Here is a 24551-nt window from a genome sequence, read left to right as displayed (position 1 = left end):
GACCCGATGAACACCCGTGACCACCTGAACCGCTTCGACGTCTGGGCCCCGCACGCCCGGTCCGTGACCGTGCGGATCGAGGGCGAGGACCACGCCATGGTCCCCGCCGCCTCCCTGCCCGCGGGCTCGTCCGAGGGGCCCGCCGCCCGCCGCGACGGCTGGTGGACCCTGCCCGACGACGCCGACGTCCCCGCCGGCACCGTCCGCTACGGCTACGTCCTGGGCAAGACCTTCGACGAGGGCACCCCCGAGGAGCGCTCGCAGGTCTCCGAGGTCCTGCCCGACCCCCGCTCGCGCCGCCAGCCGCAGGGCGTGCACGAGCTCTCCTGCACCTTCGACCCCTCCGCGCACCGGTGGGGCGACACCGCGTGGACCGGCCGGACCCTGGCGGGCTCGGTCATCTACGAGCTGCACCTGGGCACCTTCACGCCCGCCGGCACGCTCGACGCGGCGGTCGAGCGGCTCGACCACCTGGTGGACCTCGGCGTGGACTTCGTGGAGCTGCTGCCCGTCAACGGCTTCAACGGCGAGCACAACTGGGGCTACGACGGCGTCCTCTGGTACACCGTGGACGAGTCCTACGGCGGGCCCGCCGCCTACCAGCGCTTCGTGGACGCGTGCCACCAGCGCGGGATCGGCGTGATCCAGGACGTGGTCTACAACCACCTGGGCCCCTCCGGGAACTACCTGCCCCTGTTCGCCGACTACTTCAAGCCCGGCTCCAGCACCTGGGGCGACCTCATCAACCTCGACGGCTGGGGCTCGGACGGGGTGCGCGACTACATCCTCGACAACATCGAGATGTGGCTGCGCGACTACCACGTGGACGGGTTCCGGCTCGACGCCGTGCACGCGCTGCAGGACCACCGGGCCGTGCACATCCTCGAGGAGATCGCCGACCTCGTGGAGCGGGTGGGCGTGGAGACGGGCCGGCCGCTGTTCACGGTCGCCGAGTCCGACCTCAACGACCACCGGATGATCACGCCGACCACGGCCCACGGCCTCGGCATGACCGGGCAGTGGCTCGACGACTTCCACCACGCCGCCCACGTGGCGCTGACCGGGGAGACCCAGGGCTACTACGCCGACTTCGCCGCGCTGGGGACCCTCGACAAGGTGATGCGCGACGCGTTCTACCACGACGGCACCATGTCGGTCTTCCGCGGCCGCCACCACGGCCGGCCGGTCGACAAACAGCGGGTGCGCCCGTGGCAGTTCGTCACCTGCATCCAGAACCACGACCAGGTGGGCAACCGGGCCGCCGGGGACCGGATCAGCGCGAGCCTCTCGGCCGACCAGCTGGTGCTCGGCGCCACCGTGCTGCTCACCCAGCCGTTCACCCCCATGCTGTTCATGGGCGAGGAGTGGGGCGCGTCCACCCCGTGGCAGTTCTTCACCGCCCACCCCGAGCCCGAGCTCGGCGAGGCCGTGGCGAAGGGCCGCAAGGCGGAGTTCGCCGCGATGGGCTGGGACGAGTCCACGGTCCCGGACCCGCAGGCGCCCAGCACCTTCACCGACTCGAAGCTGGACTGGGACGAGCCCGGCCGGGGCGACCACGCCCGGGTGCTGGCCGCCTACCGCGAGCTCATCGCGCTGCGGCGCGCGGTGCCCGAGCTCACGGACCCGCGGTTCGGGACCATCGACACCGACCACGACGAGGACGCCCGCTGGTTCGTGCTCCGCCGGGCCACGGCGCCGGGCTCCGCCCACGGGGTCGCGGTCGTCCTGAACTTCGGGGCGGGCCCGGTCGAGGCGCCCGTGCCCGGGGCGGCCGGCGCCGAGGTGCTGTTCCGCTCCGGCGAGGTCTCCCTCACCGCGGGGGCCGACGGCGGCGCCGTCGCCGCCCTGCCGCCCCACGGCGCGGCGGTGGTGCGCTACTGAACCGCCGCGCCCTGTCCCCCCGACCGTCCACCGACCCCCGAGAGGCCGCCGTGCGCACCTACGGACCCGATGACCGATACCTCGCCGCCGAGGACCGCTACGAGACCATGCCCTTCCGGCGCGTGGGGGACTCCGGGCTCAAGCTGCCCGTGATCTCCCTGGGGCTGTGGCACAACTTCGGCGACGACAAGCCGCTCGCCACCCAGCGCGCCACGCTGCGCCGGGCCTTCGACCTGGGCGTGACCCACTTCGACCTCGCCAACAACTACGGCCCGCCGGCCGGCGCCGCCGAGCTGAACTTCGGCAGGATCCTGGCCCAGGACCTCGCGCCGTACCGGGACGAGCTCGTGATCTCCTCGAAGGCCGGCTGGACCATGGGCCCGGGACCGTACCAGTTCGGCGGCTCGCGCAAGTACCTGGTGTCCTCCCTGGACCAGTCCCTGCAGCGGATGGGCCTGGACCGCGTGGACATCTTCTACCACCACCGCCCGGACCCGGACACGCCGCTCGAGGAGACCATGCGGGCCCTCGACCACATCGTGCGCTCGGGGCGGGCGCTGCACGTGGGGATCTCCTCCTACAACGCGGAGCTGACCCTGCGCGCCCAGCGGATCATGCGCGAGCTCGGCACCCCGCTGCTCATCCACCAGCCCTCCTACTCGATGCTCAACCGGTGGGTCGAGGCCCCGGGGCCCTCGGGGACCTCGCTGCTGGGGGCGCTGACCGAGGCCGGCATGGGCTCGATTGTGTTCTCCCCGCTGGCCCAGGGCATGCTCACGGACCGCTACCTCGACGGCATCCCGGAGGGCTCCCGGGCCGCGGCCGAGAAGTCCCTGGACCCGGAGTGGCTCTCGGACACGACCCTGGAGAAGGTCCGCGGCCTGCACGAGATCGCCGCCGCCCGCGGGCAGAGCCTGGCCCAGATGGCGATCGCGTGGGTGCTGCGCGAGCAGCAGGACGGGCAGGTGACCACGGCCCTCGTGGGCGCCTCCTCGCCGGAGCAGCTCGAGGACAGCGTGGGCGCGGTGCACCACCTCGCGTTCACCCCCGGGGAGCTGGAGGCCATCGACCGTCTGGCCACCGACTCCGACATCAACATCTGGGCGGGTGCCCAGGACTCCAAGCACGCATGAGCCGAGGGGCCCGGTAGGCCGTGGAGGTCTCGCAGTACCTCGCCCTGCTGGGGGTGTGGATCGCCGGGATCGTGGCCCCCGGCCCGGACGTGCTGGTGATCCTGCGCAGCTCGTCGCTGGGCTCCCGTGCGGCCGGGGTGCTCACCGCCGTGGGCGTGATGACCGGCAACCTCGTGTGGATCACGCTGTCCCTCACGGGCGTCACCGTCCTCATCAGCCAGGCCGACACCGTGCAGCGGCTCATCCAGGTGGCGGGGGCGCTGTTCCTCGGCTGGCTGGGGGTGAGCGGGGTCCGGGCCGGGCTCGCCGCACGGGCCGTGCCGGCGGCCGTGCCGGCGGGAGCGGCCGGGTCCACGGTGCCGCTGCCGGGTGGCGCCCCGCGCGGGGGCGCCCCCGGCCCGGCCCGGGCGTTCGTGCTGGGGCTCGTCACCAACCTCTCGAACGCGAAGGCCGTCGTCTTCTTCGTGGCCCTGTTCGCCAACGTGGTCCCGGCCGGGGCCCGCTGGTGGGAGACCGCCCTGGTCTTCGTGCTGCTGGTGGCGGTGGGCCTCGCCTGGTTCACCGCCGTGGCGTGGATGGGCTCCGTCGAACGCCTGGCCGCGGCCTTCCGCCGCCACGGGGCCGCCGTGGAGCTGGCCGCCGGGGCCCTGTTCCTGGTGCTCGCCCTGGCACTGCTGGTGAGCGCCCTGTGAAAACCGCCCCCGCGGGCGGTCATCTGGTGCGCAGGGGTTTCCCCGCGGACCGGCCGGTGATAGGAAGTAAGCATCCTTATCGCCGGTGCGTCCGCTCCGCGGCCGCACCGGGCCCGTCTCCAGGAAGAGAAGTGCGATGTCCGACAACGAGTACCTGACCCGCTCGATCCACGACCTCACCGCCGCGGCCTGGTTCGGCGGCTCCCTCATGGGCGCCGTCGGGCTCAACGGGGCGGCCGCGGCCGCGCAGGACCCGCGGGAGCGCACCCGCCTGTCCAACCTGGGGTGGAAGAAGTGGGCGCCGCTCCAGGCGGCGGCGCTGGTCGCCCACGGCGTCGCCGGCGCGGCGCTCATCGCCCAGAACAAGGGCCGGCTGGCCAGCCAGGAGGGGGTCGGCGGGGCGACGGTCTCCAAGGCCCTGATCACCGTGGTGGGCGCAGGGGTCACGGCGTACTCCCGCGTGCTCGGCAAGAAGATCGAGAAGCTCGCGGACGAGGGCGCGCAGGGCGCCACCGAGCCGCGCCCGGACGCCTCCCCGGAGCTGGCCTCCGCCCAGAAGCAGCTGAAGGTGCTCCAGTGGGTGATCCCGGCCCTGTCGGGCACCGTGGTGGTCCTCGGCGCCAAGCACGGTGAGATGCAGCGGCCGCGCAACGTGCTGCAGGGCTGGCTGCGCTGACCGCCGGCCCGCCACGGGGAACGGCCCGTCCCTCCGGGGGCGGGCCGTTCCCCGTGGCGGGGTCTAGACTTGGGGGGTTTGAGTCCTCCCCGCCGCACCCGGACGCCGTCGACGACGCCGGTGCGGCCCGAGCCGCCGGGCGGGGGGCGGACGTTCCGCGACGAAGGAGAACCGTGTCCCAGCATCCCATCCGAGTGGCCGTGGCCGGTGTCGGCAACTGCGCCTCGTCCTTGATCCAGGGCGTGCACTTCTACGCCGAGGCCGATCCGGCCGAGACCGTGCCGGGGTTGATGCACGTGGTCTTCGGGGACTACCACGTCTCCGACGTGCAGTTCGTGGCCGCCTTCGACGTCGACGCCGCGAAGGTCGGGGTCGATCTGTGCGAGGCGATCTCCGCCGGGCAGAACAACACCCTGGCCTTCGCCTCCGTGCCGCACACCGGGGTGACCGTCCAGCGCGGGCCGACCCTGGACGGGCTGGGCTCCTACTACCGGGAGATGGTCCAGGAGTCGGAGCAGGAGCCGGTGGACGTGGCCGCCGCGCTGCGGGAGGCGCAGGTGGATGTGCTGGTGTCCTATCTGCCGGTGGGCTCGGAGGAGGCCGACCGGTTCTACGCCCAGGCCGCCCTGGACGCCGGGGTGGCCTTCGTCAACGCGCTGCCGGTGTTCATCGCCTCCACCGAGGAGTGGGCGGGCAAGTTCACCGCCGCGGGGGTGCCGATCGTCGGGGATGACATCAAGTCCCAGATCGGGGCGACGATCACCCACCGGGTGCTGGCCAAGCTCTTCGAGGACCGCGGGTACGTGCTGGACCGCACGTACCAGCTCAACGTGGGCGGGAACATGGACTTCATGAACATGCTCGAGCGCACCCGGTTGGAGTCCAAGAAGATCTCCAAGACCCAGGCGGTGACCTCCAACGTTCAGCGGGAGTTCGGCACCAAGGACGTGCACATCGGGCCCTCCGACCACGTGCCGTGGTTGGAGGACCGCAAGTTCGCCTACGTGCGTCTGGAGGGCCACGGCTTCGGCAACGCCCCGATCTCCTTGGAGTACAAGCTGGAGGTGTGGGACTCCCCGAACTCGGCCGGGGTGATCATCGACGCGATCCGGGCGGCGAAGATCGGGCTGGACCGCGGGATCGGGGGGCCGCTGACCTCGGCGGCGGCGTACTTCATGAAGTCCCCGCCCGAGCAGCAGGCCGATGACACCGCCCGGGCGAACCTGGAGGCCTTCATCCGCGGGGAACGCGAACGCTGACCCCCGCCCCCGCCCGCTGAGGGGCGGGACAGGAGCCCCGCACCGGACCGGTGCGGGGCTCCCCCGCCCCCGGGCCGGCCTACACCCAGTCGTCGAGGCCGGCGCGGTGCAGCACGAACGCGGTGACGGGGTCGTAGAGGCGCGGCGGGAGGTTGTCGTCGAGCGGGACGGCGACCTCCACCTGCCCCTGCGCCTCGGCGACGAACACCCCGGGGTCGTTGCAGTCGGCGATCGCGATCGTCCGCAGCCCGCGCGAGCCGGCCGCCCCGGCGAGGCCGTGGTCGGCGACCACGAGGTCCGGCGGGTTCTGCCCGTCGCGGCGCAGCGTCTCCAGGGCCAGGGACATCGGCCCGGGGAAGTGGGTGTGCCGCAGACCCCCGTACTGCTCGACCATCACCACGTGCTCGATCTGGCGCACGTCGCCGTCCTCGAAGGCGAAGCCGTCCGGGACCCGGACGACGTGGGCGCCCGCGCGCCGGGCCACGCGCGCCAGCTGCGCGTAGACGGGGAACAGCCCGGCCGGGTGGCCCGTGGCGAAGAGCACGCGCCCGCCGGCGGCGACGACCTCCCCGAACACGCGCGCGTAGCGCTCCAGCGCGGCGACGGCGAGCTCGGCGGAGATCGTGTCCTGGCCCTCGACGTGGGAGCGGTCGGGCGAGATGCCGACCCGGTCGCGCATGAGCGCGAAGACCTCGTCGTACGTCCAGTCCCGGGTGCGGACCACGCCCATGTGCTGGTGCTGGTCGCCGTCGAGGAAGCCCTGGATGTTGCGCAGGTTCGCCTCCCGCGGGGTGGCCACCGCTCCGGTGAGACGGTGGCGGTCGAGGTGGCGGGCGAGGTCGGCGGGGGGGAGGAACGAAGTCGTCACCGTCCGAGTGTAGGCACGCTCCACGGGCTACCGTGGCGTACCCGCACGCGGTCCCGGACCCGGGCGTAGACCTCGGCCGTGGCCAGGGCGGTGCGCTCCCAGGAGTGCTCCCGGGCGCGGAGGGCCGCGGCGGCGCCCATGCGCGCCCGGGCCTCCGGGTCGCGGGCGAGCCCGAGGAGGGCGTGCGCCCACGACGCGGGGTCGCGGTCCGGGACGAGCCGCCCGGTGACCCCGTCGAGCACGGCGGTGCGCAGCCCGTCCACGTCCGTGGCCAGCACGGGGGTGCCGCAGGCCTGGGCCTCCAGCGCCACGAGGCCGAACGTCTCGGAGGAGGAGGGCACGGCCACCACGTCGGCCCGGCGCATCCGCTCCGCCAGCTGCGGAGCCGGCAGGGCCGGGCCGAACTGCACCGCGTCCGCCAGCCCGAGCTCGCGCACCTGCCGCTGCAGCCCGGCCGTGAACGCACGGGTGCCCACGCCCACGACCTCGAGCTCGACCGGCATCCCGGGCGCGTCCGCGCGGAGCCGGGCGAGCGCGTCCACCAGCACGTGCGGGCCCTTGAGCGCCTGCAGCCGGCCGGCGAAGAGCACCCGCAGCGGTCGGCCCGGGGAGCCGGGCCGGGACCCGTCCCGGCGGTCCCGGCCGGACCCGGCGGGGGAGAAGGCGGAGAGGTCCACCCCGGGCATGATCACGGTCAGCCGCGCCGGGTCGGCGTCGTAGAGCTCCACCATCTGCAGGGCCTCGGTGCGGGTGTTGACCACGGTGGCCTCGGCCCGGGCGATCAGCCCGGCCTCGGCCTCGGCGCGGGCGGCGGGCTCCAGCCCCTCCCCGGCCCGGGTCCGCAGGTTCTTGCCCAGGGCCGTGGTGTGCAGGGTGAGCACCAGGGGTACGCGCCAGTCGTCGGCGAGCGCCCGGCCCACGGTCCCGGAGAGCCAGTAGTGGGCGTGCACCACGTCGGGGCGGGGGGCCTCGGCGCGGAGCACCTCGGCGAAGGCGCCGGTCAGTCCCGGGAGGTCCTCCTTCGCGGCGCCGGCCGCCCCGGGCAGCGAGACCGTGAGCAGCCGCAGGCCCTCGCCGATGCGGGACGCCCGCACCCCCGCGGTGCGCGGCGCACCGGGGTCCCGGTCCAGGGTGGCCATGTCCACGGTGTGCCCGGCGGCCACCAGCGCCGCGGCGAGCTGGCGCACGTAGACGTTCATCCCGCCGGCGTCGCCGGACCCGGGTTGCTCGAGGGGACTGGTGTGCAGGCTGATCAGCAGGACGTGCAGCGGAGCGTCGGACACGGCTCCACTGTAGCCCCCGGCCCGGGTCCCGCCGGCGCCCGCGGGCGCCGCCCGGCCCGGGGGTGGGGCCCCGAAGCGCGGGGCGCGGGCGGGCGGGTGCGAGAATGGGACCCGTGAACCGTGCTGAGCCCGTCCCGTGCCCTCCGACCGGCGCCCGCGCCGGTGGCTCCCCCGGCGGCGTCGCGGGCGGGAGCACCGGCGGGCGCTCCGACCGCACTCCCGGCGCCCTGCCCGGAGACCTTCCCGGTGTCCTTGCCGACGACCTCTCCAGGAGCGTCCGGCCCGAGCGCAGCGCCGTGGTCGACCTCGCCGCGGTCCGCGCCAACGTGCGCAGGATCCGGGAGCTGGCCGGCCCCGCGCGACTGATGGCCGTGGTCAAGGCGGACGCCTACGGCCACGGGGCCGTGCCCGTGGCCCGCGCCGCCCTGGGAGCCGGCGCGCACGCCCTGGGCGTCGCCCACGTGGCCGAGGCCCTCACCCTGCGCGCGGCGGGGATCACCGCCCCGGTGCTCGCGTGGCTGCACACCGTGGACACGGACTTCCGCGCCGCCCTCGCCCAGGACGTCGAGCTCGGCGTCAGCGGGTGGGAGCTCGGCCCGGTCGCCGAGGCCGCCCGGGCGCTCGGCCGGCCGGCGCGCATCCACCTCAAGATCGACACCGGACTGGGCCGCAACGGCGCGACGGCCGAGCGGTGGCCCGAGCTCGTGCGCCGCGCCGCGCAGGCCGAGGCCGAGGGCCTCCTGCGCGTCACCGGCGTGTTCACCCACCTCGCCGTGGCCGACGAGCCCGCCCGGCCCGAGACCCGCGAGCAGCTCGAGCGCTTCCGCGCGGCCGTGGACACGGCGCGTGCCGCCGGGCTGCGCCCCGCGCTGCGGCACGCCGCGAACTCCCCGGGCCTGTTCCAGGCCGCCGGCCTCGAGCGCCCGGAGGACATGCTGCTGGACATGGTCCGCGTGGGGGTCGGCCTCTACGGTCTCTCCCCGTTCCCGGACCGCACGCCGCAGCAGCTCGGCCTGGTGCCGGCCATGACCCTGCGCAGCACCGTCAGCGCCGTCAAGGAGGTCCCCGCCGGGCAGGGCGTCTCCTACGGGCTGGGCTACGTGACCGATCGGCCCACCACCCTCGCCCTGATCCCGCTGGGCTACGCCGACGGCGTGCCGCGCTCCGGGACCGGCGGGCCGGTGCGCATCCTGGGGCGCACCTACCCCGAGGTCGGCCGGGTCGCGATGGACCAGCTGGTCGTGGACCTGGGCGCCCCCGGCCTGTCCGCGCCCGAGCACGGTCTGCTCGGCGCGGAGGCCGTCCTGTTCGGGGCCGGCGACGACCCCTCCGCGTCCGCCTGGGCGGACGCCGCGGGCACCATCAACTACGAGATCGTCACCCGCGTCTCGTCCCGCGTGCCCCGGGTGCACGTGGACGGCGCGGCGGCCGACGGGCAGGAGCGGGCATGAGCGAGTGGACCCTCACCCTGAGCGTGGACGGCCCGGAGCGGACCCAGGCCCTCGCCGAGCGGCTCGGGGCCCGGCTGCGCGCCGGGGACCTGCTGGTCCTCACGGGCGAGCTCGGCGCGGGCAAGACCACCTTCACCCAGGGGCTGGGCCGGGGCCTGGGGGTGCGCCCCGGCATCATCTCGCCCACGTTCGTGCTGGTGCGGCGCCACCCCAACGTCCCGGACGGGCCCCGCCCCGGCGGCCCGGACCTCGTGCACGTGGACGCCTACCGGCTGGAGAGCGCGGCGGAGGTCGACGACATCGACCTGGAGGACACCGTGGACTCGGCCGTCACCGTGGTGGAGTGGGGCGCCGGGAAGGTCGAGCACCTCGCCGACTCCCGCCTGGAGATCGTGCTGGAGCGCGCCGTGGGCGCCGCGCCCCCCGGCGGCGCGGCGGAAGGGCACGGGCCGCAGGACGGAACGGAGGACGACGGGACGGAGGACGAGGACGCGGAGCCCCGCCGGATCACGCTGACCGGGATCGGCCCGCGCTGGGCGGGCGGGCCCCCGCCGCTGGACCCGCCCGGGGAGGCCCCCGCGCGCGGGCACTAGAATGGCCTGGTGCTTCTCCTGTGCCTGGACTCCTCCGCCGTCGCCTCCGCCGCCCTCGTGACCGGGGCGGGCGGGATCGCCGGCTCCTTCGTGAGCCCCGACACCCGCTCCCACGCCGAGGTGCTGGCCCCCGCCGTCCGTGACCTGCTGGACGGGCACGGCCTGACCGGCGCCGGGCTCGACGGCGTGCTGGTGGGCACCGGACCCGGCCCCTTCACCGGGCTGCGCGCCGGGATCGCGACCGCCCGGGCGCTCGCCTTCGCGTGGGACCTGCCGCTGCACGGGCTGATGAGCCTGGAGGCCCTGGCCCAGGACGCCGCCGGGCACGCCCGGGCGGCCGGCCACGAGGAGTTCCTCGTGCTCACCGACGCCCGCCGCAAGGAGGTCTACTGGGCCCGCTACGTCCTGGAGCCCGACGGCCCGCGACGCGTCGCCGGGCCCGGGGTCGCCGTCGCGGAGCATCTCCCGGCGCTGCCCGCCTACGGCCGCGGCGCGGGGATCTGGGCGGAGCGGCTGGCCTTCCCCGTGCCGGCGTTCGCCGCGGCCCAGCCCACGGCGTCGTCGCTGGGGCTCGCCGCACTGCGCCTGCGCGCCCGCGGCGAGGAGCCCGGCCCGGACACGACGCCCCTGTACCTGCGCGAGTCCGACGCGAAGGTCCCCGGCCCCCGGAAGAAGGCCCTCGCGTGAGCGACCCCCGGCCTCCCTGGACCCTGCGCCGGATGACCGCCCGGGACCTGCCCGTGGTGCACGCCCTGGAGCAGGACCTCTTCCCGGCCGACGCCTGGCCGCTGGAGATGTTCTCCGCCGAGCTGGCCCAACCCGTGTGCTGGTACTGGGTGGCGGAGCTGGACGACCGGATCGTCGGCTACGCGGGACTGATGTGCATCCGCCCGGTCGGCGACGTCCAGACCATCGCCGTGCTGCCCGAGCTCGAGGGCCGCGGGATCGGCTCGGCGCTGCTGCGCACCCTGCACGGGCAGGCCCGCGAGCTCGGCGCCACCGAGGTGCTGCTCGAGGTCCGCGCCGACAACCCCCGCGCCCAGCGGCTCTACCGCCGCTTCGGCTACGAGCACATCCACACCCGGCCCCGCTACTACCGGGACGGCACCGACGCGCTGATCATGCGCCTGGACCTCACCACCCCGGAGCCCCCGAGCGCCCCGGGCCCGACCCGCCCCACGGAGGACGACCGATGACCGACGGACCGCTGGTGCTGGGCATCGAGTCCTCCTGCGACGAGACGGGCGTGGGGATCGTGCGCGGGCGCACCCTGCTCGCCAACGTCGTGTCCTCCTCGATGGACGAGCACGCGCGCTTCGGGGGCGTGATCCCCGAGATCGCCTCCCGGGCCCACCTCGACGCCCTCGTGCCCACGCTGCGCGAGGCCCTGGACCGGGCCGGCGTGGGCCTGGGCGAGCTCGACGCCCTGGCCGTGACCTCCGGCCCCGGCCTGGCCGGGGCGCTCATGGTGGGCGTGGCCGCCGCGAAGGCGCTCGCCGTGGCCACCGGCAAGCCGCTCTACGCGGTCAACCACCTCGTGGCCCACGTGAGCGTGGGCGTGCTGGAGGACTCGGGGATCGACGGCTTCCGGGGCGGCTTCGAGGACGGCCTGCCCCGGGACCTCGGCGCGCTGCTGGTCTCCGGCGGGCACACCGAGATCCTCGCCGTCGACGACCTCTCCCGGGACGTGCGGCTGCTCGGGGCCACGATCGACGACGCGGCCGGCGAGGCCTACGACAAGGTGGCCCGGGTCCTGGGGCTGGCCTACCCCGGCGGGCCGGCCATCGACGCCGCCGCCCGGGCCGGGGACCCCACGGCCTTCCGCTTCCCGCGCGGGCTGACCGCCGGGAAGTACCTGGGCTCGGCCGAGGGGCCCGGCCCGCACCGCTACGACTTCTCCTTCTCCGGGCTCAAGACGGCGGTGGCCCGCGTGGTCGAGGCCCACGAGGCGGAGGGCCGGGCGGTGCCGGTCGAGGACGTCGCGGCGTCCTTCCAGGAGGCCGTGGCCGACGTCGTCACGCGCAAGGCGGTGCTCGCGTGCACCGAGCAGGGGCTCGGCACGCTGCTGCTGGGCGGGGGAGTGGCGGCGAACTCGCGGCTGCGGGAGCTCACCGCCGAGCGCTGCGCCGCGCACGGGATCGAGCTGGTGGTCCCGAAGCTCTCCCTGTGCACCGACAACGGGGCCATGGTCGCGGCGCTCGCCGCCCGCGTCGTGGCCGAGGGCCGCGAGCCCTCGGGGCTGGGCTTCGCCGCCGACTCCTCCCTGCCCGTCACGACCGTCTCGGTCTGAGCCGGTCCGCGCCCGTCAGTCCACGGGCGTGACCAGGGTCCCGTCGGCGAGCCAGCTGCGCAGGTTGCGCAGGGTGAGCTCGGCCATGGCCCGCCGCGTCTGCACCGTGGCGCTGCCCACGTGCGGGAGCAGCACCACGTTCTCGAGCCGGCGCAGCGCGGGCGGCACGTGCGGCTCGGCGCGGTACACGTCGAGTCCGGCCCCGGCCAGCCGGCCGTCCTCCAGGGCGGCGACGAGCGCGGTCTCGTCCACGACCGCGCCGCGGGCGACGTTGACCAGGAAGCCCTGCGGGCCGAGGGCGTCCAGGACCGCGGCGTCGACCAGCGCCGCGGAGTCCGGGCCGCCGGGCACGGCGACCACCAGGACGTCGACGGCGGCGGCGAGCTCCGCGGGGGAGCGGTGGTAGCGGTGCGCGGCGCCGGGGACCGGCCGCCGGTTGTGGTAGTGGATCTCGCAGCCGAGCGCGATGAGGCGGTGGGCCACGGCCCGGCCGATCCGGCCGAGGCCGAGGATGCCGACGCGGCGCCCGGAGGCGTGCACGGTCAGGGGGTAGTTGCCGGTCGACTCCCACTCCCCGCGGCGCACGAAGCGGTCGGCCGCGGAGAACCGGCGCAGCACGTCGAGGTAGAGGGCCAGCGCGGTGTCCGCCACCGCGTCGGTCAGCACGTCCGGGGTGTTGCTCATCCGGATCCCGCGCGCGGCGGCCTCGGCGGCGTCCGTCCCGTCGTAGCCCACGCCGAAGTGCACGACGGCCTCCAGCCGGGGCAGGCGGGCCATGAGCTCCCGGTCCACGCCGGTGCGCCCGGAGCACACCGCCACGCGCACCTCCCCGGCGTGCCGGTCCAGGAACTCCTCCCGCTCGCGGGCGTCCGCGGGCAGGCGCAGCGCCGAGTGCTCGGCGGCGAGGGTCTCCTCCACCAGGGGGTGCAGGGCGCCGATCTGCAGGACGGGGCCCTGCGGCACGGTGCCGCCCGGACGGGTCGGTTCGCTCATGTCTGCCACCTGTGGGGGACGGGAGCCCGCGGGGGCTCGGCCGGACGGGACGCTCAGTCGTTCTCGCGGGTGCGGCGCACGATGTCGAGGGCGACGGCGTGCAGGTCGCCGCCGTGGGCGCGGGCCACGGCCCGCTGGCGCTGGTAGCCGGCGCCCTCCCGCAGGATCCGCTCCACGTCGGAGAGCTCCTGCGCGCAGCCCAGCCGCGCGGCGACGGGCTCGAGCCGGTCGAGCAGGCCGAGCAGGTCCTCGCGCAGGTCCCGCTCGGTGTTGTCCGCGCCCGTGATGACCTCGGCGTCCAGGCCGTAGCGGGCGGCCCGCCACTTGTTCTCCTGGATGTGCCACGGCCTCAGCCGGACGGGCTCGCGGCCGGCCTCGACGTCGCGGGACAGGGACTCGGCGAGGCACTGGGTGAGGGCGGTCAGCGCCCCGACCTCCCAGAGGGTCGAGAGCCCGTCGCAGAACCGCACCTCGTCGGTGCCCAGCCGCGGCACGGGGCGCACGTCCCAGCGCGCCTCGCTGAGTTCCTCGATGATGCCGGTGGCGACCATGTCCTCGATGCACTGCTCGTAGGCGTCCCAGGACGGGAAGTGGTAGGGCAGCCCGGCGGTGGAGAGCTGCTGGAAGATCATGGAGCGCTGGGACGCGTAGCCGGTGTCCTCCCCGGCCCAGAAGGGGGAGTTCGAGGACAGGGCCAGCAGGTGCGGGTAGTAGGTCAGCAGCCCGTCGAGCACCGGCAGGGCCTTGGCCCGCGAGTCCAGGCCCACGTGCACGTGCACCCCGTAGATGACCATCTGCCGGCCCCAGTACTGGGTCCGGTCCACGAGCTTATGGTAGCGCTGCTTGTCGGTGACCTGCTGGTCCTGCCAGCGGGCGAAGGGGTGGGTGCCGGCGGCGAAGATCTCGAGGCCCTGCGGGTCGGTGACCTTGTGGATCTCGTCCATCATGGCCGCCAGCTGCTCGGTGGAGTGGGCGACGTCGCGGCACACCCCGGTGACCATCTCCACGGTGTTCAGCAGGAACTCCCCGGTCAGCTGCGGGTGGTCGCCGTCGGTGCCCCACTCGGGGTGGGCCTCCAGGACCGCCTCGAACGTCTCCCGGCCGCGCGGCACGAGGTCGCCCGTGGTGCCGTCCACCAGGGCGATTTCCCACTCGACGCCCAGCGTCGACTGGTCGGAGCGGGCGAACGAGATCTCCACGCGGCAGGTCCTCCGTGCTCTGCGGGCGTGCTCGCCCGCGCGGTGGCGGGCCGGATCGCCCGGTCGGGTGCGGGGCAGTTCGCCCGCGGAGCCCTCAGTCTACGGTTTCGACGACGAGGACGACGCGCCGCTCCGCGGCCCCCGGGCCCGCGCCCGGGCCCGTGCGGGTGAGCACGAGGGTGGCGCGGCCGGGTCCCTTCGGCGCGAGCTGGCGGCGCAGCTGCTCCGGGGTGACGTCGGTGCCGCGCTTCTTGATCTCGAGGGTGCCGACCTCGTGCTCCCGCACCCACCGCTTGAGCACCTTCACGGTGTGCGGCAGCACCTCCCGCACCCGGTAGGCGCGGGCCAGCGGCGTGCGGACGAGCTCGTCGGAGCTCAGGTAGGCGATCCGCGGGTGGATCAGCCGCGCGTCCAGCCGGCGGGCGAGATCGGTGACGAGGCCCGCGCGGATCACCGCGCCGTCCGGCTCGTACAGGTACGACCCCACCGGACCCACCACCGCGTCCGCGTGGGCGGGGTCGAGGTCCTCCGGGCTGGTGAGCTCCGTGGACCCGTGCTCGGAGAGGACGAGGGCCGCCCGCCGGACACCGGGCCGGGCCACCGCGTTGAACCACAGCACGGCCTCGACCACGTCCCCGCGGTCGGACACCCACTGCGCCTCGCACCCGGCCGGCACCGCCTCGTGGGGGATGCCGGGGCCCAGCTTCACCCCCACGGGCAGCCCCCGCGCGGCGAGCGCCTCGACGAAGGACAGCGGCGGGGAGAACGCCTCGGGGTCGAAGATCCGGCGGGTCCCGGACGACGACGTCTCGCGCCGGGCCGGGTCCAGCCAGACCCCGTCCGGCGGCCCGCCGGGGAGCCCGTCCAGGTCCAGGGACGCGGCGTCGGCGTGCAGCACCGTGGCCTCGGGGAAGGGGCGGAGGTTGAGCAGGGCCACCGCGGCCGTGGTCTCGTCGAGCTCCACCGCCGTGACCCGCCGGTCCAGGGAGGCCAGGGCCAGGGCGTCGGCGCCGATGCCGCAGCCGAGGTCCGCCACGTGGGCGAGGCCGGCGTCGGCGAAGCGGCGGGCGTGCAGGGCGGCCACGCGCAGCCGGGTGGCCTGCTCGAGGCCGGCCCGGGTGAACAGCATCCGCTCGGCGAAGTCCCCGAACTTGGCGCGCGCCCGCGTGCGCAGCCTCGCCTGGGTGAGGACCGCGGAGACGAGCCCGGCGTCGTGGCCCTGGGCCCGCAGCCGGGTCGCCGCCGCGAGGGCGTCGTCGGCGTCGTAGGGGCCGGTCCGCTCCAGCAGCCGGCGTCCCTCGTCCGTGAGCAGGGGTGCGATGTCGGTCGCCTCGTCGCGCATGGGGTCACCCTATCCGGCCCCGGCCCGGCCCCCGGTGCGCCCGGGCGCCGGCCGGTCAGTAGAACGCGGCGAGGCGGCCCCGGGGGCCGTCGATGACCGTCACCGGGGTCTCGAAGACGCGGCTGAGGACCGCGTCGTCCATGATCTCCCGCGGCTCGCCGAACTCGGCGACCCGGCCGTCCTTCACGGCGCAGATCCGGTCGGCGTAGTGGCTGGCGAAGTTGATGTCGTGCAGGACGATGAGGATGGTGCGGCCCATCTCGTCGCAGGCCCGCCGCAGGTGCTGCATCATCGACACGGCGTGGCGCATGTCCAGGTTGTTCAGGGGCTCGTCCAGCAGCACGTGGTCGGTCTCCTGGGCCAGGACCATGGCCACGTAGGCGCGCTGGCGCTGCCCGCCGGAGAGCTGGTCGAGGTAGCGGTGCTCCAGCGGCCGCAGCCCGAAGAAGTCGATGTACCGGCTGACGACCTCCTCGTCCACCGCGGTCAGCCGGCCGTGGCTGTGCGGGAAGCGCCCGAAGCCGACCAGCTGGCGCACCGTGAGCCGGGTGACGTAGTGGTTCTCCTGGCGCAGGACGGAGACGATCCGGGCGAGGTCCTTGGACTTCGTGCGGGCCACGTCGTAGCCGGCGATGTCGATGGTCCCGGCGTCGAGGCCGAGCAGCCGCCCGATCATGGTCAGGAGCGTGGACTTGCCCGCACCGTTGGGGCCGACCAGGGCGGTCATCCCGCCCGAGGGGATCTCCAGGTCCACGGGGCCGATGGTGACCTCGCTCCCGTAGTCCTTGCGCACGTTGGTGAGGGTGATCACAGCCGGCCCTTTCGGAGGATGACGTAGAGGAACACGGAGCCGCCGACCAGCTCGATGATGATCGAGACCACGCCCTGGGCGTAGAAGACGTGGTTGAGGACGAAGTAGGCGCCCGTGAGGACGAGGAACCCGGTGAGGACCGCCACGGGGAAGACGCGGCGGTGGTCGTAGGTGTCGGCGAACTGGTAGGCGAGCGTGGCCACCAGGAAGCCCAGGAACGTCATGGGGCCGACCAGCGCCGTGGAGACCGCCATCAGCACGGAGACGAGGAAGAGCGTGCGCATGACCTCGCTCCGGTGCCGCAGGCCCAGGTTCAGGCACACGTCCCGCCCCAGGGCGAGCACGTTGAGGCGGGCGCAGCTCAGCCACAGGGCGCCGCCGGCCAGCACGCACAGGGGGACGGCCACCGGCAGGTAGTCGGCGTGGGCGTTCGTCACCGAGCCGAACAGCCGCGCGGAGAGCACGTCGAAGTCGCTGGGGGAGAGCAGGCGCTGCATGAACGTCGAGACCGACCCGAGCCCGCCCCCGATGATGATGCCCACGAGCAGCATGACCTGCAGGTTCCCGTACCGGCCGGAGAGCAGCCATCCGTAGAGGGCGAGGGAGAGGCCCACCATGAGGGCGACCTGCAGCAGGAACTGCGGGACGCCCTGGAGGACGAGGATCCCGGCGGCGCCCAGGAAGTAGACCGTGGAGGTCTGGATCGCCACGTAGAGGGACTCGAAGCCCATGATCGACGGGGTGATGATGCGGTTGTTGGTGGCCGTCTGGAAGCCCACGGTGGCCATCGCCTGGCAGAAGGCCACGACCGCCATGATCACGACGGCGGTGACCCGGCGCTCCGCGATCCGCCAGAAGCCGTCCGAGCCGACCGGCATCGGGTTGTCCCAGGCGAGCAGGCCGAAGGCGAAGCCGGCCGAGGCGAGGGCCAGCACGGCCACCACGGTCCAGTACCGCCGCCGGGCCCGGGGCGAGGGGAAGGCGCCGGCGCCGCGCCGGCCGGCCGGGGCCGGCGGCGCCGCGGCCGGGATCGTCGCGGGGGTCGCGGTCACGGCCTCAGACACGTCGGCGCTGCCTGAGGAGCAGGTGGATGAACACGACGGCGCCGAGGATCCCGAGGATCACGGACACCGGGATCTCGAAGGGCATGATGACGATCCTCCCGATCAGGTCGCACACCGTCACGACGGCGATGCCCAGCAGGCAGACCCACGGCAGGTTGCTGCGCAGGTCGTCGCCGCGGACCATCGAGACGATGTTGGGGACGATGAGGCCCAGGAACGGCAGGTTGCCGACGACGACGGTCACCACGCCGGTGGCCACCGCGATCAGCCCGGTGCCGAGCAGGACGGTCCGGTGGTAGTCCAGGCCGACGTTGGTGGCGATGTCCTCGCCGAGCCCGGCGACGGTGAGCCGGTCCGCCACGAGGAACACCGCGACGACGACCAGCAGCACGATCCACAGCACCTCGTACTGGCCGCGCAGGACGGAGATGAAGCTGCCGGCGAACCAGACGCCCAGGCTCTGCAGCATGTCGGTCTGCAGCGCCAGGAACGTCGAGACGGACCCGACCACCGCGCCCAGCATGATCCCCACGATGGGGACGATCAGCGAGGAGCGCAGCGACACCCGGCGCAGGAAGAGGAAGAAGATCATGGTTCCCAGGAAGGCCGCGGCCACGGCGCCGACCATCCGGGTGAGGAGGCTCGCCGTGGGGACCAGCAGCGTGACCACGAGCAGGCCGAGCCCCGCCCACTCGGTGGTGCCCGTCGTGGTGGGCTCCACGAACCGGTTCTGCGTGAGCAGCTGCATCACCAGCCCGGACATCGCCATGGCGGCCCCGGCGAGCACCAGGGCCACGGTGCGGGGGATGCGGGTGATGGCGAACATCTCGCCGCCGCCCTCGGCGCCGAACACGTCGTAGACCCCCGTGAGGAGGGACACGGCCAGCAGCGCGAGGACCGCGAGCGCGCCGGCGAGCAGCTTCCGGTCGAACAGCGCGCCCTTGTTCCCCGGGCTGCTCCCGGCCCGGTGCCCCGGTGTGGTCGTGGTCATGGGTGTGCCTCTCCTCCGGCCTCGTGCCCGGCGCGGGACGGTGGTGGTGCCGCCGTCGGCAGCCCCACCACCGTCGTCCGCACGGTCGGTCAGTTCTGCTCGCCCATGGCGTCGGCCAGGGTGTCGAAGAACTCCGTGTAGGTCTGGATGCCCTCGTTGGTGTACGTGTCCTTGGGCATGTACACCACGTTGTCCTCCTGCACGGCGGTGACGTTGCGCAGCGCCTCGGCGTTCTCGACGACCTCCTGCGCGGGCGTGTACTCGGCGTCGTCGGGGCTGACCGCCGCGTCGCGGTCCATCACGAGGATCCAGTCGGGGTTCGAGTCGGCGATCGCCTCGACCGAGATGTCGTCGCCCTGGTGGTCGTCGGTGGCCCCGTCGACCTCGAGGGCGGGTGTGAAGTCGAAGATCTCGAACAGCGGACCCAGGGTCCGCCCCACCTCGGGGGCGATGTAGCCGATCTCGCCGCCGGAGACGGTGACGGCCATGACCGTGTCGCCGGGCTGGTACTCCTCGACGACGCGCTGCATCGCCGCGTCGAAGGCGCCGTTGATCTCCTCCGCCTCCGCGGTCCGGTCGAAGATCTCGCCCAGCACCGAGGTCTGCCGCTTCAGCTCCTCGTCGAAGGGCTGGTCCTCCCGCGGGTCGAGCTCGACGATGCTGGCGTCCGGCACGAGGTCGGCGAAGTCGTCGCGGAAGTCCGCGAAGCGCTGACCGTTGACGATGAGGTCGGGCTCGGCCGCGACGACGGCCTCGAGGTCGGGCTCGCGGTGGTTGCCGAGGTCGGTGACGGACTCGTCGTCGGCGTAGGCGATGGTGTCCGGCATCAGGGCGCGCGGGGCGGCCACCAGCTCGACGCCCCAGTCGGCCAGCGTCTCGAAGGTGCGGTTGTCGGTGGCGACGACCGATGTCGGCGGGGTGCTCACGGTCTGGGTGCCGTAGTTGTCCTCGACCTCGACCGTGGCGGCGGCAGAGGGCTCGGCGGACGCCGTCTCGCCGCCCTGGGCTCCGCTGCAGGCGGTGAGGGCGAGGGCGCTGACGGCGGCCAGGGCGGCGGCCGGGTACGGTGTGCGGTTCATGGTGGTCCTTCGTGCGGGGATTTCGGGTGCGGAGTCCCGCCGTGCCGCCCCCGGCGGGGCGCACGGCGGGCCGCGCACGGGGCGACGTCCCGGTGCGCGGGCACGGGACGTCGGGGCGGCACCGGTTCTCGGCCGAGGTAAGGCTTGCCTTACCGCTCAACCTAGAGGGTGCCGGGCGGGTGAGGCAAATCATTGGCGAACAGCGGCGTGCCCTAATTCGGCGGCCGGGAGCGCCCGTCCCACCGCGCTGGCACTCGCCTTGACCGACTGCCAGCCCCCTCCTACAGTGGGCCTTGGCACTCTCCGGGTGAGGGTGCTAAGGGCCAGGCGATCGATCGGCACCGCGACGACGGTTGGTGCGCCAACCGGCCCGAAGCACGACGGCGGGCCCTGCCCGCGGTCGCCCACCGCTTTCCACGCCTACAGAGAAGGAGAGATCGTGTCGGTCTCCATCAAGCCCCTCGAGGATCGCATCGTCGTCCAGCCGCTCGCCGCCGAGCAGACCACCGCGTCCGGTCTCGTCATCCCGGACACCGCCAAGGAGAAGCCCCAGGAGGGCAAGGTCCTGGCCGTGGGCCCCGGCCGCGTCGACGACTCCGGCAACCGCATCCCGGTCGACGTCAAGGAGGGCGACGTCGTGATCTTCTCCAAGTACGGCGGGACCGAGGTCAAGTACAACGGCGAGGAGTACCTGGTGCTCCCGGCCCGCGACGTCCTCGCCGTCGTCGAGAAGTAGAACCGGCGCAGCAGACCCCGCAGTCCTGACGAAGGGTGCCCGCCGCGCGCCCCGCTTCCCCGGCGGGCCGCGGCGGGCACCCTTCGTCGCTCCCGATCACCGAACCCCGCTGGACCACCAGCCACCCAGAAGGAGCTCTTCGCCCATGGCCAAGCAGCTGGCATTCGACGACGCCGCCCGCAAGTCCCTCGAGAACGGCGTCAACAAGCTCGCCGACACCGTCAAGGTCACCCTCGGCCCCCGCGGGCGCAACGTGGTGCTCGACAAGAAGTGGGGCGCCCCCACGATCACCAACGACGGCGTGACCATCGCCCGCGAGGTGGAGCTCGACGAGCCCTACGAGAACCTCGGCGCCCAGCTCGCCAAGGAGGTGGCGACCAAGACCAACGACGTCGCCGGCGACGGCACCACCACCGCCACCGTCCTGGCCCAGGCGCTCGTCAAGGAGGGCCTGCGCAACGTGGCCGCCGGCGCCGACCCGCTGAGCCTCAAGCGCGGCATCGAGCAGGCCGTCGAGGCCGTCGCGCAGCGGCTGCTGGACAACGCCCGCCCGGTCGAGGGCGTCAACGTCGCCCACGTGGCGACCATCTCCGCGCAGGACCCCGCGATCGGGGAGCTCATCGCCCAGGCCTTCGAGACGGTCGGCAAGGACGGTGTCATCACGGTCGAGGACGGCTCCAGCACCGAGGTGGAGCTCGAGGTCACCGAGGGCATGCAGTTCGACAAGGGCTACCTGTCCCCGTCCTTCGTGACCGACGCCGAGCGCCAGGAAGCGGTCATGGAGAACTCCCTGGTGCTGCTGTACCAGGGCAAGATCTCCTCCGTGCAGGAGCTCATGCCGGTCCTGGAGAAGGTCCTCCAGGCCAAGAAGCCGCTGACCATCATCGCGGAGGACGTCGAGGGCGAGGCCCTGTCCACCCTGGTGGTCAACAAGCTGCGCGGCACGCTCGACGTCGTGGCGCTCAAGGCCCCCGGCTTCGGCGACCGCCGCAAGGCGATCCTGCAGGACCTCGCGGTGCTCACCGGCGGTGAGTTCATCACCTCGGAGCTCGGCATCAGCCTCGACCAGGTGACCCTGGAGCAGCTGGGCACGGCCCGGCGCGTCACGGTGACCAAGAACACCACCACGCTGGTCGACGGCGGCGGGACCCCGGAGCAGATCCAGGAGCGCGTCGCCACGATCCGCGCCGAGGCGGAGCGCACCGACTCCGAGTGGGACCGCGAGAAGCTCCAGGAGCGGCTCGCCCGCCTCGCCGGCGGGGTGTCCGTGATCAAGGTCGGCGCGGCCACCGAGGTCGAGGCCAAGGAGCGCAAGCACCGCATCGAGGACGCCGTCTCCTCGACCCGCGCGGCCCTCGAGCAGGGCATCGTCTCCGGCGGCGGCACCGCCCTGGTGCACGCCGCGAAGGTCCTCGACGAGTCCGACCTCGGGCTCACCGGCGACGCGGCGACCGCGCTGGGCATCGTCCGCCGCGCGCTGCGCCAGCCGCTGTACTGGATCGCGCAGAACGCCGGCCAGGACGGGGCCGTGGTCGTCTCCCGCGTGACCGACCTCGAGCCCGGCCACGGCTACGACGCCGCCGCCGGCGAGTACGTCGACATGGTCGCCGCCGGCATCATCGACCCGGTCAAGGTCACCCGCTCGGCGCTGCAGAACGCCGCGTCCATCGCGGCGCTCGTGCTCACCACGGAGACCCTCGTGGCGAACAAGCCCGCCGAGGACGCGGGGCACGGCCACCAGCACTGACCTGCGCCGCCCGTCCGACGGACCCGTCCCGCCCGCGCGGGGCGGGTCCGTCGGCCGTTGCCGTCCGCGCCCGGTCCACCTCCGGTAGAGTGCGGAGGTCCCGTCCGACCACTGCCCGCGCCCCTCGGCGGCACGGTGCGCCCAGGAGATGCCCATGACCAGCCTTCGCGAGCAGGGGGTCCCGGCCGACGCGGCCACGGCCCGGCGGGTGGCCCGGTACGCGGGGTTCCGTCCGGAGGTGCAGGGGCTGCGGTTCGTGGCGGTGCTGCTGGTGGTGCTCTACCACGTGTTCCTCGGGCGGGTCTCCGGCGGGGTGGACGTGTTCCTGCTGATCTCGGCGTTCTTCCTCACCCTGTCCTTCGTGCGCAAGCTCGAGGCCGGACAGCCGCTCGCCCTGGGACGCTACTGGCTGCACGTGTTCAAACGCCTCCTGCCCCTGGCCGTGCTCACAATCCTGGGCACCCTCGTCCTGGTGGCCGCCGTCTACCCCGACGCCGACGTGGCGCGGTGGCGGTCCGAGGGGCTGGCCTCGGTGTTCTACGTGGAGAACTGGGCGCTGGCGCTGAACGCGGTGGACTACTACGCGGCCGACCACTCCACGGCCTCCCCGTTCCAGCACTTCTGGTCGCTGTCGGTGCAGGGACAGGTGTTCCTGGTCTGGCCGCTGGTGTTCGGGGTGGCCTGGCTGCTGGGCCGGTGGCGGGGGTGGCGGCCGGTGCCGGTGCTGGCGGTGGCCTTCGCCGGGATCTTCGTCGTCTCCCTGGGGTGGTCGGTGCACACCACGGCCACCCAGCAGGCCTTCGCCTATTTCGACACCCGGGCCCGGTTGTGGGAGTTCGCCCTGGGCTCGCTGCTGGCCCTGGCCCTGCCGTATCTGCGGCCCTCGCCCCGGGTGCGGGTGGTGCTGGGCTGGGCGGGGCTGGTGAGCATGGTCTCGGTGGGCGTGCTGGTGGATGTGCAGGGCGCGTTCCCGGGGTGGATCGCGCTGTGGCCGCTGGTCTCGGCGGCGGCGATCATCGTGGCCGGGCGTTCGGGGTCCCCGTTCGGGCTAGACCGGATCCTGGCCTCGAAGCCGTTGGTGCGGCTGGGGGACGCCTCCTACGCGCTGTACCTGGTGCACTGGCCGCTGCTGATCACCTACCTGGTGCTGCGCGACCGGCCGATGGCCGGACCCCGCTCGGGGGTGGCCCTGATCCTGGTCTCGCTGGTGCTGGCGGTGCTGGCCACGACGCTGGTGGAGCGCCCGTTCCAGCGCTGGGCCTGGCCCGAGCGCACCAAGCGGCGCCTGGCGATGTCGGTGGTCGTGAGCCTGGCCCTGGTAGCCATGCCCGTGCTCGCCTGGCAGCACATCGAGGAGCGGCGCACCGCCCAGGTCCTGGCCGCCGCGGACCGCAACAACCCCGGGGCCGCCGTCCTGGAGCCCGGCTTCGAGTTCCGCGGCGACCCGGACGCCCCCGTCCTGCCCCTGCCCGAGGACCTGCCCAAGCAGCCGGCCTCCCTCGGCACGCCCTGCCCCGAGGACGTCGGCCTCCCGGAGGACTACCGCCGCTTCTGCCACGAGAGCGTGCCCCAGGAGGAGGCCCGGCGGACCGTGCTCGTGGTGGGCAACAGCCACCTCCAGCACTGGCTGCCCGCCCTGCGCCCTCTCGCGGAGGAACGGGGCTGGCGGGTCCTCACCTACATCCAGCCGGGCTGCTTCTACGCCTCCGCGGAGGACCAGCCGGGATCGGCGAGCTGCCGGGCGTGGTTCGAGGGCGCCGGGGACATGCTCGGCGCGGTCGACCCCGGGCTCGTCCTGGTCCAGTCCACCTTCACCGACACGCAGCGGGAGTTCACCCGGCCCGGGCTGGAGGACCGGGTGCGGGAGCTCACCGGCGCCGGGGTGCCCGTCGTCGGGATCCGCGACACCCCCCGCTTCCCGGAGGCGCCGGCGCAGTGCGCCGTGCGCGACGGCGCCGACGCCCCCGGCTGCACCTTCGACCACCCCATGGTCGGCACCCCCGACCCCGCGGCGCCGCTGGCCGAGGAGCTGCCCCTGTACTCGGTCATGGACCTCACCGACCTGATCTGCCCGGACGGCCGGTGCCCACCGGTGATCGGCAACGTCTACGTCTACTGGGACGACGACCACCTCAGCCGCGTCTACTCCGAGACCACCGCCCCGATCTTCGGCCGGCGGCTCCTCGAGGCCCTGGCCACCGACGGCGTCACGCCCTGACGCCCCCGCTCCACCTCCCCCCACCCCCCCCCCGCACGTCCTGGAGATCCTGTGACCACCACGCTCGACCGTTCGTCCGACCCGTCCGGTGCCGCCGCCCACCCGCGCACCGGGCCGTCCCGGTACGCGGGGTTCCGTCCGGAGGTGCAGGGGCTGCGGTTCGTGGCGGTGCTGCTGGTGGTGCTCTACCACGTGTTCCTCGGGCGGGTCTCCGGCGGGGTGGACGTGTTCCTGCTGATCTCGGC

The 24551-nt window shown here is 74.0% G+C and carries 23 protein-coding genes; 14 read left to right on the top strand and 9 right to left on the bottom strand.

Annotated features, from left to right (window positions below; all coding sequences use genetic code 11):
* Positions 1-6: 6 nt before the first annotated feature.
* The 5 genes from treZ (at position 7) to ACWCOM_RS00095 (ending at position 5641) form a co-directional block, all read left to right on the top strand.
* On the top strand, positions 7-1881 hold the full coding sequence (treZ, locus tag ACWCOM_RS00115) for a malto-oligosyltrehalose trehalohydrolase (protein ID WP_454546722.1): 1875 nt from the start codon (positions 7-9) through the stop codon (positions 1879-1881).
* A 107-nt stretch (positions 1882-1988) separates the two neighbouring features.
* Positions 1989-3014: an aldo/keto reductase gene (locus ACWCOM_RS00110; RefSeq protein WP_454547076.1), complete on the top strand. Its 1026-nt coding sequence runs from the start codon at positions 1989-1991 to the stop codon at positions 3012-3014.
* A 20-nt stretch (positions 3015-3034) separates the two neighbouring features.
* On the top strand, positions 3035-3706 hold the full coding sequence (locus ACWCOM_RS00105) for a LysE family translocator (protein WP_454546721.1): 672 nt from the start codon (positions 3035-3037) through the stop codon (positions 3704-3706).
* A 136-nt stretch (positions 3707-3842) separates the two neighbouring features.
* A complete protein-coding gene (locus ACWCOM_RS00100; protein ID WP_454546720.1) occupies positions 3843-4382 on the top strand; it encodes a hypothetical protein in 540 nt (179 codons plus the stop codon).
* Between the two features lie 173 nt (positions 4383-4555).
* Positions 4556-5641, top strand: a complete 1086-nt coding sequence (locus ACWCOM_RS00095; RefSeq protein ID WP_454546719.1) for an inositol-3-phosphate synthase — start codon at positions 4556-4558, stop codon at positions 5639-5641.
* Between the two features lie 79 nt (positions 5642-5720).
* Here the strand turns inward: ACWCOM_RS00095 and ACWCOM_RS00090 are convergent, their stop codons facing one another.
* Together ACWCOM_RS00090 and ACWCOM_RS00085 are read right to left on the bottom strand one after the other, a co-directional pair.
* On the bottom strand, positions 5721-6509 hold the full coding sequence (locus tag ACWCOM_RS00090; protein ID WP_454546718.1) for a phosphatase: 789 nt from the start codon (positions 6507-6509) through the stop codon (positions 5721-5723).
* Complete coding sequence (locus tag ACWCOM_RS00085; protein ID WP_454546717.1) at positions 6506-7792, bottom strand: glycosyltransferase; 1287 nt, start codon at positions 7790-7792, stop codon at positions 6506-6508. The genes ACWCOM_RS00090 and ACWCOM_RS00085 overlap by 4 nt, the downstream gene beginning before the upstream one ends.
* Before the next feature lie 113 nt (positions 7793-7905).
* Between ACWCOM_RS00085 and alr the strand changes: the two genes are divergently transcribed.
* The 5 genes from alr to tsaD are packed head-to-tail and all read left to right on the top strand — an operon-like array spanning position 7906 to position 12126.
* On the top strand, positions 7906-9243 hold the full coding sequence (gene alr / locus ACWCOM_RS00080) for an alanine racemase (protein ID WP_454546716.1): 1338 nt from the start codon (positions 7906-7908) through the stop codon (positions 9241-9243).
* The gene (tsaE, locus tag ACWCOM_RS00075; protein ID WP_454546715.1) at positions 9240-9836 is read left to right on the top strand and encodes a tRNA (adenosine(37)-N6)-threonylcarbamoyltransferase complex ATPase subunit type 1 TsaE; all 597 of its coding nucleotides are present in this window, start codon (positions 9240-9242) and stop codon (positions 9834-9836) included. Before alr ends, tsaE begins: the two co-directional genes overlap by 4 nt.
* Before the next feature lie 9 nt (positions 9837-9845).
* Positions 9846-10523 carry a tRNA (adenosine(37)-N6)-threonylcarbamoyltransferase complex dimerization subunit type 1 TsaB gene (gene tsaB, locus ACWCOM_RS00070; RefSeq protein ID WP_454546714.1) on the top strand — a complete coding sequence of 226 codons (678 nt, stop codon included), beginning with the start codon at positions 9846-9848 and terminating at the stop codon, positions 10521-10523.
* 32 nt (positions 10524-10555) lie between these two features.
* On the top strand, positions 10556-11032 hold the full coding sequence (gene rimI, locus ACWCOM_RS00065) for a ribosomal protein S18-alanine N-acetyltransferase (RefSeq protein ID WP_454547075.1): 477 nt from the start codon (positions 10556-10558) through the stop codon (positions 11030-11032).
* Entirely contained in the window at positions 11029-12126 is a 1098-nt protein-coding gene (tsaD, locus tag ACWCOM_RS00060) for a tRNA (adenosine(37)-N6)-threonylcarbamoyltransferase complex transferase subunit TsaD (RefSeq protein ID WP_454546713.1), read from the top strand. The genes rimI and tsaD overlap by 4 nt, the downstream gene beginning before the upstream one ends.
* 15 nt (positions 12127-12141) lie before the next feature.
* Here the strand turns inward: tsaD and ACWCOM_RS00055 are convergent, their stop codons facing one another.
* The 7 genes from ACWCOM_RS00055 to ACWCOM_RS00025 all read right to left on the bottom strand — a co-directional run bounded on the left by ACWCOM_RS00055 (position 12142) and on the right by ACWCOM_RS00025 (position 19605).
* The gene (locus tag ACWCOM_RS00055) at positions 12142-13119 is read right to left on the bottom strand and encodes a 2-hydroxyacid dehydrogenase (RefSeq protein ID WP_454546712.1); all 978 of its coding nucleotides are present in this window, start codon (positions 13117-13119) and stop codon (positions 12142-12144) included.
* A gap of 53 nt (positions 13120-13172) precedes the next feature.
* Positions 13173-14318, bottom strand: coding sequence for a glutamate--cysteine ligase (locus ACWCOM_RS00050; RefSeq protein ID WP_454546711.1), 1146 nt, complete (start codon positions 14316-14318; stop codon positions 13173-13175).
* Positions 14319-14412: 94 nt separating this feature from the next.
* The gene (locus ACWCOM_RS00045; RefSeq protein ID WP_454546710.1) at positions 14413-15660 is read right to left on the bottom strand and encodes a THUMP-like domain-containing protein; all 1248 of its coding nucleotides are present in this window, start codon (positions 15658-15660) and stop codon (positions 14413-14415) included.
* 55 nt (positions 15661-15715) lie between these two features.
* Complete coding sequence (locus ACWCOM_RS00040) at positions 15716-16471, bottom strand: iron ABC transporter ATP-binding protein (protein ID WP_454546709.1); 756 nt, start codon at positions 16469-16471, stop codon at positions 15716-15718.
* Entirely contained in the window at positions 16468-17535 is a 1068-nt protein-coding gene (locus tag ACWCOM_RS00035; protein ID WP_454546708.1) for an iron chelate uptake ABC transporter family permease subunit, read from the bottom strand. Before ACWCOM_RS00035 ends, ACWCOM_RS00040 begins: the two co-directional genes overlap by 4 nt.
* Entirely contained in the window at positions 17528-18526 is a 999-nt protein-coding gene (locus ACWCOM_RS00030; RefSeq protein WP_454546707.1) for an ABC transporter permease, read from the bottom strand. The genes ACWCOM_RS00035 and ACWCOM_RS00030 overlap by 8 nt, the downstream gene beginning before the upstream one ends.
* A gap of 89 nt (positions 18527-18615) precedes the next feature.
* Complete coding sequence (locus ACWCOM_RS00025) at positions 18616-19605, bottom strand: siderophore ABC transporter substrate-binding protein (protein ID WP_454546706.1); 990 nt, start codon at positions 19603-19605, stop codon at positions 18616-18618.
* Between the two features lie 439 nt (positions 19606-20044).
* Between ACWCOM_RS00025 and groES the strand changes: the two genes are divergently transcribed.
* The 4 genes from groES to ACWCOM_RS00005 form a co-directional block, all read left to right on the top strand.
* Positions 20045-20341: a co-chaperone GroES gene (gene groES / locus ACWCOM_RS00020; protein WP_047801805.1), complete on the top strand. Its 297-nt coding sequence runs from the start codon at positions 20045-20047 to the stop codon at positions 20339-20341.
* A 145-nt stretch (positions 20342-20486) separates the two neighbouring features.
* Positions 20487-22088: a chaperonin GroEL gene (groL, locus tag ACWCOM_RS00015; protein WP_454546705.1), complete on the top strand. Its 1602-nt coding sequence runs from the start codon at positions 20487-20489 to the stop codon at positions 22086-22088.
* Positions 22089-22242: 154 nt separating this feature from the next.
* Positions 22243-24306: an acyltransferase family protein gene (locus ACWCOM_RS00010; protein ID WP_454546704.1), complete on the top strand. Its 2064-nt coding sequence runs from the start codon at positions 22243-22245 to the stop codon at positions 24304-24306.
* Between the two features lie 51 nt (positions 24307-24357).
* The coding region (locus ACWCOM_RS00005; RefSeq protein ID WP_454546703.1) for a hypothetical protein at positions 24358-24551 on the top strand (194 nt) is incomplete at its 3' end.

Source organism: Kocuria sp. KH4 (assembly GCF_053711175.1).
This window is presented reverse-complemented; position numbering and strand designations above follow the sequence as displayed.